Below are 16298 nucleotides of genomic sequence, written 5' to 3'. Positions count from 1 at the left end.
TGAATTTTGAGTTAGTGATTGTTTAACATATTGACGCTCACGCAGTCGCTAGTATTTTACGAGTGACGCCTAGACCAACAAATTGAGTCTAAGCGACCCTGTTAAAACGCCAACAGGGCGAAAAATTCCTATTAGCGGGTGACTTAAGTCCTATCAATTACCCATAAGTGTATAAATATCTGATAATCAAGATATTTATACCTAGCGAGGGACTTAAGTCCCTCGCTAGGTATAAGAGTTTCACGTAGTCAGGCTGTGACATTAGGCGACCAAAGCTCAGTTTGAAAGGCGATTTAAGCCTATTTGAACCAATTTTATCAATAATTACATCTTCATTTCAACTTTTTTAAAAGAGGTGGGTAATGGTTAGGACTTAAGTCACCAGCTAATAGGAAAGGTTAAATAAAAAATACCTCAAAGCTCACAACTGATTCCCCCATCCCATCAATCAGCCTATTCATCCCAAATGAAAACTAGTTCATTAATATTTACAGTATATTGCCATCGAAATTTAGTCAAACAATGTTACCGTTAGCTAATATATTACGATGAATCATTTAAAGAAGGGAGAATTTTACGGGCAAACGAATCAAACCATTCATCTGGATGGACTTACGCTAACGGATACCGTTTATACGCAACCTAAAGTAGACTGGCACTACCACGAACATGCCTATTTTACCTTTATCCTAGAAGGCAACGTAATTGAAGGCAATAAAAAAGAGGTTTATCATTGCCCTGCTGGTACGTTGTTATTTCATCATTGGCAGGATGCACATTACAATATCAAGCCCGAAGGTTTTACCCGAGGTTTTCACGTAGAAATCGAAAAAAGTTGGTTTGATGAATTGTTTTTAAAGGCAGATAACATACAAGGCAATATGAATCTATCCGACCCCGACTTCAAGCTTTTGATGTATAAAATATTTACAGAAACAAAAATACAAGACCCTACCTCTCCCCTATCTATCCAAGGATTGTTGCTAGATATGTTATCGCAAATGGCGGAGGGTCGTCAATCGTTGTTACACAAGCACCCCTCATGGGTTGCCACAATCAATGAAATTCTGAACGACCAGTTTACTGATAACCTTACGTTAGGCTTTTTATCCGAAACCCTCAATATTCATCCCGTACACCTTTCCAGAGACTTTTCTAAATACTTTCATTGCACCTTTGGCGAATACATCCGAAAATTGAAAGTGCAAAAATCGCTCTCCATGTTATCTGACAAACGTAAACAACTAACCGATATCGCCTTTGAATGTGGTTTTGCCGACCAGAGCCATTTTATACGCTGTTTTAAACAAATCAATGGCATGAATCCTTCTGCCTATCGAAAAATACTTTTTAGTTAAGGCTTCCATGTTAATCCTGTTCTATTTTGGAAAAATCCCTCCGCTTAAATTTGTCTCTGAAATAACGCATTCTCATGAAACAGGTATTAATCATTCTTTTCAGTGTTTTAATTACACTAAAAACCTCTGGGCAAATAAAAGATATTATCACGCCCGAAGCCATTACTAATCCACTTCACCAAGCCAACATAGGGAGGATTACTTTTATGGCTAGCAACATTCCTCTGAATGTTTATAAGGAGGAGGATTTTCTTAACACTTTTGAATTATCCCGCAAAACTAGCCTAAATATCAGGGTATTTATGGCAAATTCTGTCACTAATTATATTCATCAATTAGCACCCGAATTATCGCTTGAAGAACTCTTAAAAAGTGGCAATCTGCAGTTTTCCTTTTTTGTTGATGGCAATCTTATCTACCAAGAAAATATCCATCATGGCTGTAATTTTGGGTCTAGTGTGAATAAAAATACGGTGACTACTTTTAGAGTGCCACTCACAAGTACTACGGGTGAAGGCTGGTGGGCGATGTATATGTGGGACAGATTCAAACTAAATGGAGGCGACAAGGCGCTGACAGAAGGGAAACATCAACTAAAAATTGTACTCAAGCCTTATGTAAGATTAAGTGATAATGACCTAAGAGTAGGCAATATTATTGCACAAGGACAAATAGAATTGGTCATTAAAACGCCTGTGATTACGAAGGAAGAAATAGCCATACAACCAATAGTCCCAAACAGTGATTGGGAAATATCAAAGGCTAAATACGACACGAAGAAGATAGAAGCCTTGAATACTGCTATTGCTAAATACGAGCTAAAGGATATTACGAGCATTGTGGTTATCAAAGACAATAAATTATTGTTAGAGGAATATTTTAACGATGCCAACAGGTACACCCTTCATGACCCACGGTCGGCAGGAAAATCATTTACTTCCACTATGATGGGCATTGCTATCAAGGGTGGTTATATTAAAAACGAAGACCAACCCTTGAAGGCATTTTATGATTTGAAGAAGTTTACTAATTACGCTGAAAGCAAAGAACAGGTAACCATAAAGAACCTACTTATGATGAGTTCTGCCTTTGAAGGTTCAGACGCCCGTAGCGAATCACTAGGCAATGAAGAGAATATGTATCCTACTGATAATTGGGTAAAATTCACGCTAGATTTACCCATGGATACTCAGAAAAAGAACGGTTTCCAGTGGGATTATTTTACCGCAGGCGTAGTATTGATGGGTGATATTTTACATAAGACTGTGCCAGAAGGCTTAGAAAAATATACCGACAAAAAACTGTTTAAACCTCTAAACATCACCAAATACCAGTGGCAATATACTCCACAAAACGTAGTAAATACCGCTGGAAGCTTACAGATGACGGCCATAGATTATGCTAAGTATGCACAGTTGTATAAAAACAACGGAAAATGGCAGGGCAAGCAAATTATTCCTGCCGACTGGGTTGCCAAAACATTGACCAAGCAAATACAGATTCCTGAAAGGGATAATGAATATTATAGTTATTTGTTTTGGAATAAGACCTTTCAGGTAGCGGGTAAGAATTATGAGGCCTTTTATTGTGCAGGAAATGGCGGTAATCAATTTATCATCTTCAAAGATTTGCCCATCGTTATCATCATAACAGCCAAGGCTTATAACAAACCTTATGCTCATCCACAGGCGGATACGATAGTGAGAGAATATCTTTTGCCTGCTGTTTTAAAATAGAGGAAGGGTCGGGATGTAGTAAGCCAACATCCCGACCAACATTTAAAGTGAACAATTCATTCTTTGAAGACTACCAACCCTTTACTGCACGACCTTTAAAAGCTTTTATGGCTGCTTTTTCAACGGCTTCTGACTGATAAGCTTTTACGAAATTTTTTACTTTTTCTTCGTTTTTATTGTCTTCTCTTGCTACTATCACATTGACATAAGGTGACTCTTTCTCTTCTTTCAAAATCCCTAATTCATCAGGATTTAATCCAGCTTGCGCAGCAAAATTGTTATTGATAATAGCAATCGTAACTTCTTTGTCATCTAATACTGTGGGAAGTTGCGGGGCTTCTATTTCCAAAATTTTCAATAGTTTCGGATTTTCAATAATGTCTGTTACCTTTGGTAAAAGTCCAACATTTTCTTTTAGTTTCAGCAAACCGTTTTTTTGTAAAAGCAATAATGAACGTCCGCCATTGGTCGGGTCGTTTGGAATAACAATCGTGCTACCGTTTTGCAGTTCAGAAATGTTTTTGATTTTTTTGGAATACGCCACAATTGGGTAAACAAACGTATTGCCCACAACCGCCAATTTGTAGCCCCGTTGTTTGGATTGTTCTTCTAAATACGGAACGTGCTGAAAGGCATTTATGTCAATCTCGCCATTGTTCAAGGCTTCGTTTGGAATAACATAATCGTTGAACGCAACCAATTCTACTTCCAAATTGTACTTCTCTTTGGCTTCTTTTTTGGCGGCTTCGGCAATTTCTTGTTCTAAGCCCGAAGTAATACCAACAATGATATGATTCGGGTCATTCTTTTTTGAATTTCCGCAAGAACTAAATAATAATACTGCCGTAACCAAACTTAATAATCCTATTTTTCTCATTTTTCTATTTTTTATCTGTGATTAAATTTTTTAGAAAGTTTATCGCCCGAAAACTGAATGACAAATACTAATGTTATCAATAAAACCAAAACCGTATTCATAATAAAAGCATCGTAGCCGACATAACCATATTGGTAGCCGATTTGTCCCAATCCGCCAGCACCAACCGCACCGCCCATGGCAGAATATCCTACTAATGTGATGAGCGTAATGCTTGCATTATTTATTAAAGAAGGCAATGCTTCAGGTAACAAAACTTTGATAACAATTTGTAAAGGACTTGCCCCCAATGCTCTGGCAGTTTCTATCAATCCGTTTGGCACTTCAAGCAAACTGTTTTCTACCAACCGTGTTATGAATGGTGCAGCACCAATACTCAACGGAACCAACGCTGCATTTACACCAATGGAGGTTCCTACCAATACTCTTGTAAATGGTATGAGCCACACGATTAAAATGATAAAAGGAATGGAGCGGAATACGTTTACCAATACCGATAATATACGGTTGTAAAAACTGTTTCCAAGTAGCTGACCTTTTTTTGTAAGAAACAAAATGACTCCCAAAGGAAGTCCGATTAAAAAACCAAAAAATCCAGATGTAAACGTCATAAAAACGGTTTCCCAAATTCCTTTTAAAAGCAATGAAATAGTTGTTTGCTCAAACATATCCTTTAATGGTGTTTAGAATGTTATTTTGATTGAAATACTGAATCACTTTTTCATTTTCGTCCGAACTTCCTTGTAAGGACAATAATAATTTCCCAAAATTGGCTTTACCTAAGTATTCCACTTCTGCCGAAAACAATTTGTACGGAATTTTATAGTCACTGTGCACGACGGATAAAAGTTGTTCAAACGAAATTTGACCATTTAATTCGATTTCCACCAAGGGAAACAAACCTACCGATGGTTCTGGCTGTAATTGGTTGCTTAAAGATTGAGGTATAGTCGCTGTTTTAGGAATTATAAATTGTTTGATAATAGGGTTTTCTTTATTTGATATGATTTCTTCCAACGTTCCTTTTGCAATCAATTTTCCTTTGTCTATGACGGCAACGTGGTTACAGATGGCTTTTATCACGTCCATTTCATGAGTAATCAGTAAAATGGTGATGTTCAATCTTTGATTGATGTCTTTCAACAGTTGTAAAATGGATTGCGTTGTAGCGGGATCTAATGCGCTTGTGGCTTCATCACAAAGTAGCAAATAAGGGTCATTTGCCAAAGCTCTGGCAATGGCAACCCGCTGTTTTTGTCCTCCCGAAAGGCTTTTTGGGTAATCTTTTGCTTTATCTTCCAGACCGACGACTTTTAAAAGTTGGTTTACCTTTTTTTCAATTTCTGACTTACTGGTATTGTCCAATTCTAAAGGCAATGTAACATTGTCAAAAACAGTTCTGGAAGAAAGAAGATTAAAATGTTGGAAAATCATTCCGATTTTTTTACGTTCCCTTGCCAATTCTCTATTATTTAACGTTGTTAAATCTTTTCCGTTGATGATAATTTGACCTTGGTCAGGTTTTTCTAACAAATTAACCGACCGAATCAGCGTACTTTTTCCAGCACCTGAAAAACCGATGATTCCGACGATATCACCTTGTTCTATATTTAAACTTACTTCATCAAGTGCTTTGAATGATTGTTCTTGCTGATGAAAAGTTTTGGAGATATTTTTAATTTCAATCATTAGATTTTTATTGAATTTTTAGTTTGTTAATTATCGATGCTATAAACCATTTTTTTAGTGTAAAAAAAGCGTCACGGTTTGCCGTAACGCCTTTCAAAAGATTTGAATTAGGGTTAAATATGGCAACATCGCGTCGTAAGCATACAACAAAACATCACCATGCTGTTGATATATTATTGATTAATTACAATCATATTTTTTATTGCTATCTGCATTTTAAATTCATTCTAAAATAAAAAATCCACCGAGTTATATCGCTGGATTTGCAAATTATATTTTCAATATCCTTTCCCGATATAATAACTCAATGGTATTTTCATCTAGCAATATATCATCATTGATACCTTGCAAATGCTGTTGTATTTGAATCTTGGGTACAAAAGTAGTAATTATCTGCCATTACTATATAAAATCTATAGATATTATTTTATATAGAAAAAAAATAGTATAAAAAATTAATTGTTAAAAGGTCGAGGATGTAGCAAGCTAACATCCCGACCAACGTAACATTCACTACAGAGGCAGATATTTACAAAGCATTTTTCCATTTTTGTAGGTAACTGTACTTTCTAATTTCAGAAACCTTGTATCATTAAAAATTGAAAGTCCTGTACCGATTACAACGGGATTTCTGAAAAAATAATATTCATCAATAAGATTATGACTAATGAGTGAACTTACAAAATTGGCTCCGCCATAAACAAGCATATCCTTGCCTGATTCCTCTTTCAGTGCTTGCACTGCCGTAACGAGGTCTCCATTCTCTACCTCCAAGTTCCTGCCTGATATTACAGTTTCTGTTTTACTAAATACTACCTTATTCATATTTACCATTCGTTGAGCCAACGGGTGTTCATTACTCTCGGGATGATTATCAAATATATTTTCCCAGTGGTCAACGAAGCCTCGAGTCATTTTACGTCCCAGCAGAATAGTATCACAACTATCGGCTATGTCAATGATGTCTGTAAAAACGGTTTCATCCCTTCCGCCAGGAATCCACATCCAGTCTAGCTGACCATCTGGTCTGCCTACAAAACCATCGATGGTCATTTGTACCTGTAATTTTAATTTTCTCATAGCAATAGCGTTTAAAAGATAGTTGTGTTGCTTTCTATAACAAAGATAACCAGACGCCTTTTGATATAATGGGTGTGTTTACGACATTGTAGGGTATCATTTGCGTAAAAATTATGTCGCTTATGTTGTTAGAAAATATAGCGGGTTTGATACACAATTACCCTCGCTTCCTCGACTTATTCTGGGAGGTATCTCGAAAAGCAAAAATTATTACCTTTAAAAGAAAATTAAACCCATCAGTAGTCAAATGAGAAATCTAATCTTCGGAATCAACATCACTTTGGATGGATGCTGCGACCACACTAAAGTAAACGGCAATGAAGACGTGCATGAATATTTCACCCAATTGATGCGAAAGGCTGACGTACTCTTGTACGGGCGAAAAACCTATGAATTGATGGTTCCTTTTTGGCCTGATGTGGCAAAAAATCATACTGCTCCGACCAAAGCAATGGACGAATTTGCCCAAGTATTCGATGCTGTTGAAAAAATTGTAGTCGTCTCACAGTCATTAGAGAAGGCTGAGGGGAAAAATACGACAATCATTCGTACAAACCTCCGAGACGAAATACTTAAATTGAAACAAGAAGAAGGCAAAGATATTATAACGGGTGGCGTAGATATTCCCTCGCAACTTATCGCGCTTGACCTCATTGATGAATATCATTTTGTCATTCACCCCATTATCGTAGGAGAAGGCACAAGGTTGATGCAAGGCGTCAACCTGCCAAAGGTGATGCAATTAAAACTTGTTGAGACAAAGGTTTTTGAATCGGGATGTGTGGCACTTCGGTATTTGAAAAAGTTGTGAATTAGTGATGTTATTAGTCTTTACCTATGCCGTTGTTGCTGTTTGTTCACCAACAACATTGGCGACAGCAACACATTTCTTCGGCTTATTGGTGGAATGACACCAACCTTTACTTTTGTTTACTATTAATATTCTAAAAATAGAAGAATCATTACTACTATAATATTTTTCTTTTAAAGTTATCCATAATTGTGGAAAACTATTGCTTTAATTTTGTTCTTTAAAAAGTCAATCAAGATAGGTGAACTATAACACCAAAGAAGCGTTAAGGCTTATCCCTTGATGTAGATCTATCTTGATTATTTTGAGAGAGAGCATATAGAAATAAGGAACTAACATGACACTAAAAACAGCCTTACACATGGCATCTCTGACGGCTGTTAAATTAGATATTCTACTCCAAGAGTATTACCCCAAAAAAGTAGTTGAAGGCAAGAAAAAAATATTTGTACCTAATGCTGTATAAGCAAAACTTTTGCATCGAGTTATTTCGGTCGTTCAAAGAAAATAAAAATATGAAAATTCCGCTAACTTTTCCTTGTTTTTGTCATAGAAATCAAAGAAGAAAGTCTTAAAAAAATAGAGCCAAAAAGTATGACTCTTTGACTCTAGCTACTATTATTTCAATCAAATTAATTTTATTATAAGGTGGTTTTTTTATTAATCTCAAACCGTGGTCTGTGTCCCACAGACCACGGTTGTAAACTTTTATCCCTAGCGAGGGACTTAAGTCTCTCGCTAGGGATAAGTATTTGATTTCACCTTTGTTGGTGTTTTTAATCCCAATTAAAATGCTCAATTTTCCCATTGAGCTTCCATTTTGTAGGGAAAGCATTTTGTTGCCAATCTAGTGGTTCACCTACTGGTAATTTTTGCGATGCCCATTTAAAGCTTTCTTTGATAAAGGCTTTTTGTGCTGTCCCTGTGGCTTCGGGTTGTGCAGAAATAAATAAAGGCGTGCCACTTTTGGCGACTAATTCCATCCATTGCTTATTTTTCTCCCAAGGTACCTGATTGGTCAACCCTACACAGTCGCTATCGGCTGCATAGAAAGTGCCATGTTGAACACCTCTGAAAGCCAAAGTATTTACACCCATTTTGCGGGTTCTATCCCATTCTTTGCCAGAGGTATCATCGCCAATGCGGTTCAATTCAAAAAGCCCTGCTGATAAATGACTAATGGTATTACAGCCAATGATGTAGGTTTCGCCTGAGGCTTCTCTAATTGCCTGATAAAGTGTGTTGATAATCTCTGCATTGGTTTTAGTATTATCATACATTCGCCAGTTTGAGTCCGTCAGTTTACCGTCTTTCAACATTTCAAAGCCCCATTTTCCAAAGAGGTCGAAAGTTGTAAAATCGAATTTTACCATTTCATAACCCCAATTTTTATACAACTTAAAATAGCCTTTTATCCTTTCTAAATTTTCGGGAATACTTGGGTCTAGTACAGGCTTATTGATTTCCCTGCCTTTGATGAGAGGTAATACTAAGCTTTTGGCATCACTTGCACTGCCACAAAGTGGGCGTGTCCAGATACCGGGACGCATACCTGTCTTTCTGATGTTGTCAGTCAGACTCGCCATGTCTTTAAATTTGCTATTTGGCACATCCATGCGGTCACCCCAACAGCAATCGTTCGGTGCTGAAGGTGGACCAATAAACCAACCAGCATCTACTACTGAAAACGGACGATTGGATAAACTATCAGCCATCGGAGCCATCAATTCTGTATGTTCTAAAATCAGTTTATCAGAATTGTTGCCATAGCTAAAGTACCAATCATTGATGCCATAAACAGGTTCTTTGGGCATTCGTGCTTTGGCACACATTACACCCATAAATCTTCTAGTAGCCTGAAAAGCCGTTTCGCCAGTCTTACTTTTAAGAGTGACTATCTCGGCAGCTAATAATTTCCTATCTCCTAATTGTACACCATCTCCTCCTGAACGGGTATCTAATGTTAAGCTCAAATTTGTACCTGATACTTTCCAAAAACAAAAGGAATTTGCTCCTGTTTTTACGCCAAAGCCATTGGTCTGCTGATGGTTATGCTCCATAAAATACCAAGGAAGTATTTCAGTAGCAATAGGCTTGTGCCATGAAATATCGCCATAAGTACGTTCCCAATGATCATTTAAGATAACGGAGGTATCTTTTTGTGGTACTTCCCAAGATAAAGTCACTTCACTTAAACTTACTTTAGGTGCTTGAATTCCTACCTTAATACTGTCTTGTGTATTGATTAAGGTTACTACTGTACCTTGATAAGTCCACGTTTGTTTTCCCTTGCCAATAAGTTTTACAGTTTGTCCATTGATGATAGCCGATACGTCGTCAGGTAAATTGATAAGTTGTTTAGTGGGTGGAGCAGTAGTAGCAAAAAGTCTATCACTGACAATGACTGATGCCAGAGATAAACCTGTAGTTTGAATAAAATTTCTACGGTTCATAAAGAATTTAAAAATGAGAGTGAATCAATTTTTTGGTTTTGGAAAGACAATCTGCTGATTAATATTTAGGGCTAAAAATCAATGCAACAAAATTGTGCAACAAATTTACTTCTTCTTAAAATAAGAAACCTTAGGGTAAACCCTAGGTTTGTTTTCTGGAATAAATAAATTTTTTCTGGCATTAATCCAGTTTTAAGGATGCACTAAAACAAAAAATCCCTCTTATTTTCATAAGAGGGATTTTTGATATGCAGTAGCTCGCTTCAAGCGACTGTTTATTTATTCTTTTATTCCCGTATTCTCCGCAGGCTTTTCAAATTCGTATTCACTTCTTACCAATTTGTTTTGCGTCGGATAAATCTCATTCAAAGTATTCGCGTCATAGATTCTTCCGTTTTTCATTACCATTTTCAAGGTATTTGAATTACGAATATTTTCTAAAGGATTTTTATCCATGATTAATAAATCAGCTAATTTCCCTTTTTCGATACTGCCAAGGTCTTTGTCTAAGCCCAAAGCTGTTGCTCCTAAAATCGTAGAAACTTTTAAGGCATCAAGGTTTTTCATCCCTCCGCTTTGCATCGACCATAATTCCCAATGATAACCCAACCCTTGGAATTCTCCGTGACTACCAATACCTGCCAATGAACCATTTTCTACCATCGATTTCATCGATTTAGCATGTTTCTGGAAAACGTGTTCTTCTGGTAAAAACCAGCCAGATACCCTACGTGTTTTTTCTGCCAACTCTTCGTAAGGCATAAAATACTGCATCTTTTTGTCGTGGTACGGGTTTTCGGTTTCAAAATAAAAAATCTCTGCAAAAGGTCCTCCGTAAGCAACTAAGAAAGTGGGAGTTACTGCCATTTTAGAAAAAGCGATAGATTTCACCACATCGTTATACAAGGGATATACAGGAATAGCGTGTTCGTGCCCAGGATATCCATCTAGCATATTAGTCATGTTCAGCTTATAGTTCAAACCACCTTCCGTCGTAGGCATCAATTTTTGGTCTTTTGCCGCTTTAATAATCCACTGACGGGTTTGTCGATTACCAGTCAAATACATTTTGATGTATTTTGTGTTGTAATATTTGCTGTATTGTTTCAACGCATTAATCGCCCCTGTCGAGTCTTTGATATTATACGACCAGAAGCCAACCCCCGGACCAGTTGAATAAATTCTTGGGCCTGCCATTTTACCCGCATCTACCATATCGCTATATGTAAATACGTCGGTAGTAGCCGTTTGAGGGTCACGTGTAGTTGTTACGCCATAAGCTAAATTGGTGGCATAAATCCATACTTGGTTTTTCTGAATACCCCATTGTGGCCACATGTGCGCATGAGTATCAACAAACCCTGGGGTGATGGTTTTGCCCTTCACATCAATTACTTTGGCATTGCCGACTCCTTTCAACGTTCCGCTTTTGCCTACCGCTTTTATTCGGTTGTTTTCTATCAGTACATCTCCGTTTTCAATCACCTCATTACCATTCATCGTAATGATTCTCCCTCCTTTCAACAATACATTTCCTGTAGGTATATCGCGTGTGAAATAAAGCTTGATTTCTACCTCCTCAGGTTTATACGTTGCATCAGCTTTCTTAACAGCTACTTTTTTAGCAACAGAATCCGCCTTTACTTTATTATCTACCTTGATTTTCAACGTATCAGTTTTCACTTTATGCAACGAATCTGCCTTGGCTTTTTCTAACGCTTTTTTAGCCGTTTTCACACTGTCTTCAAAAGCTTTGGCTTTGTCTAAATCAAACACAAAATGATAACGTCCTAACGACCAATGTACTTTTTTAGCATCGCTAGACCATGAAGGAAACTCTCCTCCTATTTCTGTTAATTTTTGTGCTGGGAATTGTGACGAAGCAGGGTCAGAAACAGAGATATTTACGGTCTTACCCGTTTTAGGAATCGTCATTACATAAATATCATTGTTTACTTGTGCCAAAGCCCTTTCACCATCTGGCGACATCATCACTTGCGAAGCATTCGTTGCCCTGTTTACTTCCATGGCCTCGGCTGTTTTCTCCGAAATCATGCAGTTGTGTACATATTCTTCGCCTTCTATGCTCATGCCGTAGGTGGTAATCCCTGTAATTTTAGCATGTACTTTTTCATCAGTACCGTCCCATTTAATAGAGATTAGTGAACCATCACCTCCGCTCAAATAAATTCTATCGACGTTTTTAACAAAATGTGGTGCTCCTCGTCCCTGTGCTTTATCAATCACCGTAATAGCTCCTCCTTTAGCATCTATCCAGCAAACTTCATCTTCTGAACTCGGAGCAACAGGACCAACCGATTCTTTGAAGGCTCTCTTTTGGGTACGAATAAATACGATTTTATCGTCTTTGGGTGTCCAAACGGGTTGACTGTACAAGGCTGAAACAGTCGTTAGTTTTTGCAAATTGGCTGTACCGTTTACATTCACTTTATAAAGGTCTCCACCTTGAGCCGTCCATGTAATGAAAGCCAATTGCTTGCCATCATTCGACCACACAGGCTGTGCTTCTGTAAATTCATTATTCGTGATTCTGCGTGGTGTACCATTGGGATAATCCGCCACATACAAGCGATTCAATGACGTGAAGGCTAATTTCTTCCCATCTGGCGAAGCCACCGCATCACGGATTTGAGAAATCAAGGTTTGGGTAGTGTCTGAGATTGGGTACTTAAATTCTAATCTTGGTCCCATTTCTACTTCCATATCTACCGTGAACGGAATCTGTACTGGCGTACCGCCATTAATGGCAATCTTGTAAATCTTACCTCCATAAGATGCTATCAAAGCCTGATTATCGGGTGTGAAAGACATCGCAGGTAACACGCCCATCGTAGCAATGGATTCTTGTTCGTCTCTTTGTACTGGATAAGCCAACCATTTTTCATCCCCACTTTCCAAGTTTCTTAATACTAAGCCCGTTTTTTCTTCAAAACGTGAACCATACACCATCCACTTTCCATCACTTGATAATGTCGGAGAAAATGCCGAGCCATATCTTGAGGTAATCGTAGTGCGTTTAGCATTGTCACGGTCGTACACGCCGATTTGGTACTGTGGCATCATGGCGTTGTAGTTCCAAGCACCACTTCTTTGCGAGAAATAAATGTATCGTCCATCGGGACTTACAGCAGGGTCTATCGTTTTTAAATTAGCTGGTTGGTCGATTAACTGAACACCTCCACCACCATCTTTGTGCACCATCCATAACTGCACGTTCATGCGTCCTTTGGCAAAAACGATATAATTACCATCGGGTGTCCATTCTGCAGCTTCAAAGTTTTGGTCACGGTCTTTCGTAACTTGTACGGTATCTTTTTTCTCAAAATCAATCACCCAAACATTATCAGAACCGCTTTTATCAGAGATGTAAAGCAGTTTTTTACCATCTGGACTATAGCGTGGATGGGTATCAAACGCCAAGCCTTTGGTAATGTTCGTAGCCTTGCCACCTGCAAAAGGCATGGTGTATAAGTCACCCATCAAGTCGAAAACGATGGTTTTAGCATCTGGACTAACATCTAGTGACAGCCATGTACCTTCGTCGGTATTGAGTTTGAATTTACGGGTAGCCTTTAGGGGTAAGTCTTTGTAACCAACATACTTGGTAGTGTCTTTTTTGAGGGTATCGCCAGCAGTATTGCGCAACAGTGGCATTTTAGTGATTGAGTTAGCCATTCCTATCATCGCAAATACAGTGACGGCTAGGCATATCAATAGGTTTTTAGGATTAGTTTGTGGAAAAGTGATTTTCATTTTGTTGATTTAATGTTGTTGAATTGTTAAGCTAAAATAATGATTATTTTTTAGGATAAATATTTTGGAGAGGTGTTTTTTCGCACCCACTCTTTACAGACGATATAACTTAGTGCTATGCTATCGGTATTTATCCAGCACACAAAATCAATCAGAAAACGTTTAACATTTCCATTGATAAAAAACTGGGAAAGATTTTTTGATTTTAACAGGAACATAGGAGATAACAGGCATCGAAACTCTTAAGCAATATAGCGTTTTTTCTTTAAAAAACAAAATCTTTCCTCATGATTTTTGGAGAGCGGAAAGACTTTTTTTAAAAGCTTTTTCACTTTTTATAAAAAATATGCCCTCAGCTTATCTTTGATTTTTAAAAACTTAAATATCAATTCTTCAAAACAACAACAACTTTTTTCATTGCTGTTGTTGTTATTAGGTTTATATAGTTTTCTTAAGTTTTATATAGTTTTATTATACTCGCTTTGCTCCTGCTCTGCTTTAGTAGTTGCTTCTGCAGTGCTGTGGTAAAAAATGCTACAGCACTGCAGAAGCAACTACCAAAGCAAAGCTACTCCTTTTTAGCGCTCATTTCTCTTTACTTCCTTCACCATTTATTGACAAACGAACTTAACTAATTTGTTTCTTTTTGATAGGAAAAATGTAGCCTTTTTTGGGGAAAACTGAAGCTTGTTTACATAACGATTATATTATACGCTACATAATAATACTATTGCTCTCCCCGCTCTTCGAGATATTCCAAAGGGCATTTCGAAGCATGATAAAAAGGATATTAATCCAAAAAAGTCAACATATCGACCTCATCACCTCGTTGCATTCTTCTAAAAATAGCTCGGACAATCATAGATTGTCGTTTATCTGTACTACGAAGTCAGAGACTTCGAGGAGCAACGATGCTTTCTATTAGTGGGCGACTTAAGTCGCCCATTAATAGAAAGATTGCTTTGTAAACCAAAGCTCAAATTTTATCTCTCTAATTTAAACCCCTTGTCAGTAGCTGGTCTGTTGGTTGCATTGGCTACCTTCCACCCTGTTCGGTACATCCAATCAGCCATTTTTTTAAGCTTTGGATAGTTGATGCTTTCGGCATTATCTTGTGGTGTATGATAATCAGGATGCAGAAGACTGGTGTACATGATAGCAGGAATGCCTAGCCTTGCATAAGGTAGATGGTCACTCCTAAAATACCAACCTTCTACGTGCGTTACGTCGTCCCAAGTATCATCTAATTTAAACTTAGGGCCTTCTTTATTGGCATCAAGTGCCATCGTTACCAAATCAAGGGAATTTCTGTGAGGAGGTTTCATGCCTAAAATGGCAGCACTATCAGTGGTATTTCTACCAATCATATCTCCATTCAATACCGCTACAATATTCTTAATAGGAACAGTAGGGTGTGACGAAAAATACCTCGACCCTAATAAACCTCTTTCTTCTGCCCCATGAATCACAAAAATCACAGACCGCTTAGCAGGTTTTTTAATAAATGCTCTGGCATTGGCAAGCATTGCTACATCTACACTACCGTTGTCATCGGCACCATAATAGATAGAATCATTTTTGATTTCATTTCTAATACCATGTGCATCGGTATGTCCACTATATAACAGGTACTCTGCTTTTAACTTGGCATCTGTTCCATCAATTTTACCAATTACATTTACTGAAGGATATGGATATTTAGCGACTATCAAGTTGGCTTTTATCGTAGCAGTATTTTGCTGTAATAATGCTTTCGCACTAGCATGGAACCACAAAACAGGCACGGTAGTCGTAACATTTTCATTCACGCCTCCGTCTATATCATACGTACCCCTTTTAAAGTTTTCAGCGGCATCTTCCCACGCATTTTCAGCTACGTCGTCGGCAATAAAAATAATGGCTACTGCTCCTTTTTTTATCAAAGGCAAGCCATACTTCGTGAAAATATATCGGTTGTATCGCCAAGTTGGTAACGACACATTCAAATTAATGCCCTTTGCATTGGCTTCTATCGCTATTACTTTGCCTTTTACATCTACTTTACTGGTATCAATATCAAGGGCATTCCCTAAATACATAATGGGTGCATTTAACGAAATATTGGCCATCTGTGCCACAGCAACGTCTTTCCAAAGCGAGAAGGCTGTATTATTAATCACAACACTAGAATTATCTGCAATATGATTTCGCCATAAGGTAAAGTACTGAAAGTAGGTACCATCATCACCTGCTGGTTTTAATCCAATAGCCCTGTATTGATCAGCCAACCACATAGAAGCCTTTAGTTCATCTAACGTTCCAGCAGAACGACCATTAAAATGGGCATCTGCAAAGGCATATAAATCTTTTTTCAAATCCTGTGTTGTTATGGCATTCAATGCAGGAGGATTATTCAGTTGTGCCAACACTGTGTTTGTCACAAGCAGGAACAAGAATAGTAAATTACTTTTTTTCATTTTCTATTTATGGCTAAGTTTTGTTAAATAAGTATTACAATTTAAGCATCGCTTTCATTTATCA

11 protein-coding genes are annotated in these 16298 nt (G+C 37.6%); 4 read left to right on the top strand and 7 right to left on the bottom strand.

Features of this window, described 5'->3' with window-relative positions:
• The first annotated feature begins 548 nt into the window (after nt 1-548).
• Together AC1RNE_RS17750 and AC1RNE_RS17745 are read left to right on the top strand one after the other, a co-directional pair.
• Entirely contained in the window at nt 549-1358 is an 810-nt protein-coding gene (locus AC1RNE_RS17750) for a helix-turn-helix domain-containing protein (RefSeq protein WP_492802709.1), read from the top strand.
• A 74-nt stretch (nt 1359-1432) separates the two neighbouring features.
• Entirely contained in the window at nt 1433-3094 is a 1662-nt protein-coding gene (locus AC1RNE_RS17745; RefSeq protein WP_492802707.1) for a serine hydrolase domain-containing protein, read from the top strand.
• A gap of 70 nt (nt 3095-3164) precedes the next feature.
• Here the strand turns inward: AC1RNE_RS17745 and metQ are convergent, their stop codons facing one another.
• The 4 genes from metQ to AC1RNE_RS17725 form a co-directional block, all read right to left on the bottom strand.
• Nucleotides 3165-3971 carry a methionine ABC transporter substrate-binding lipoprotein MetQ gene (gene metQ / locus AC1RNE_RS17740; protein WP_492802705.1) on the bottom strand — a complete coding sequence of 269 codons (807 nt, stop codon included), beginning with the start codon at nt 3969-3971 and terminating at the stop codon, nt 3165-3167.
• A gap of 11 nt (nt 3972-3982) precedes the next feature.
• Entirely contained in the window at nt 3983-4639 is a 657-nt protein-coding gene (gene metI, locus AC1RNE_RS17735; protein ID WP_492802704.1) for a methionine ABC transporter permease MetI, read from the bottom strand.
• Complete coding sequence (locus AC1RNE_RS17730; protein WP_492802702.1) at nt 4632-5660, bottom strand: methionine ABC transporter ATP-binding protein; 1029 nt, start codon at nt 5658-5660, stop codon at nt 4632-4634. Before AC1RNE_RS17730 ends, metI begins: the two co-directional genes overlap by 8 nt.
• A 513-nt stretch (nt 5661-6173) precedes the next feature.
• Entirely contained in the window at nt 6174-6740 is a 567-nt protein-coding gene (locus AC1RNE_RS17725) for a dihydrofolate reductase family protein (RefSeq protein WP_492802701.1), read from the bottom strand.
• Between the two features lie 247 nt (nt 6741-6987).
• On the opposite strand from AC1RNE_RS17725, the gene AC1RNE_RS17720 reads away from it, so the two are divergent.
• On the top strand, nt 6988-7551 hold the full coding sequence (locus AC1RNE_RS17720) for a dihydrofolate reductase family protein (protein WP_492802700.1): 564 nt from the start codon (nt 6988-6990) through the stop codon (nt 7549-7551).
• Nucleotides 7552-7888: 337 nt separating this feature from the next.
• Nucleotides 7889-8017, top strand: coding sequence for a hypothetical protein (locus tag AC1RNE_RS17715; protein WP_492802698.1), 129 nt, complete (start codon nt 7889-7891; stop codon nt 8015-8017).
• Nucleotides 8018-8327: 310 nt separating this feature from the next.
• On the opposite strand, the gene AC1RNE_RS17710 is transcribed toward AC1RNE_RS17715, so the two are convergent.
• From AC1RNE_RS17710 to AC1RNE_RS17700, 3 genes are all read right to left on the bottom strand, one after another.
• Nucleotides 8328-10004 (bottom strand): alpha-amylase family protein, encoded by a 1677-nt coding sequence (locus AC1RNE_RS17710; protein WP_492802697.1) that lies wholly within the window; start codon nt 10002-10004, stop codon nt 8328-8330.
• A gap of 279 nt (nt 10005-10283) precedes the next feature.
• Entirely contained in the window at nt 10284-13778 is a 3495-nt protein-coding gene (locus AC1RNE_RS17705; RefSeq protein ID WP_492802695.1) for an amidohydrolase family protein, read from the bottom strand.
• Nucleotides 13779-14761: 983 nt separating this feature from the next.
• On the bottom strand, nt 14762-16234 hold the full coding sequence (locus AC1RNE_RS17700) for a M28 family metallopeptidase (protein WP_492802693.1): 1473 nt from the start codon (nt 16232-16234) through the stop codon (nt 14762-14764).
• Nucleotides 16235-16298: the final 64 nt, after the last annotated feature.

It is taken from the genome of Arcicella sp. GW822-FHT02H01 (genome assembly GCF_058802005.1).
This window is presented reverse-complemented; position numbering and strand designations above follow the sequence as displayed.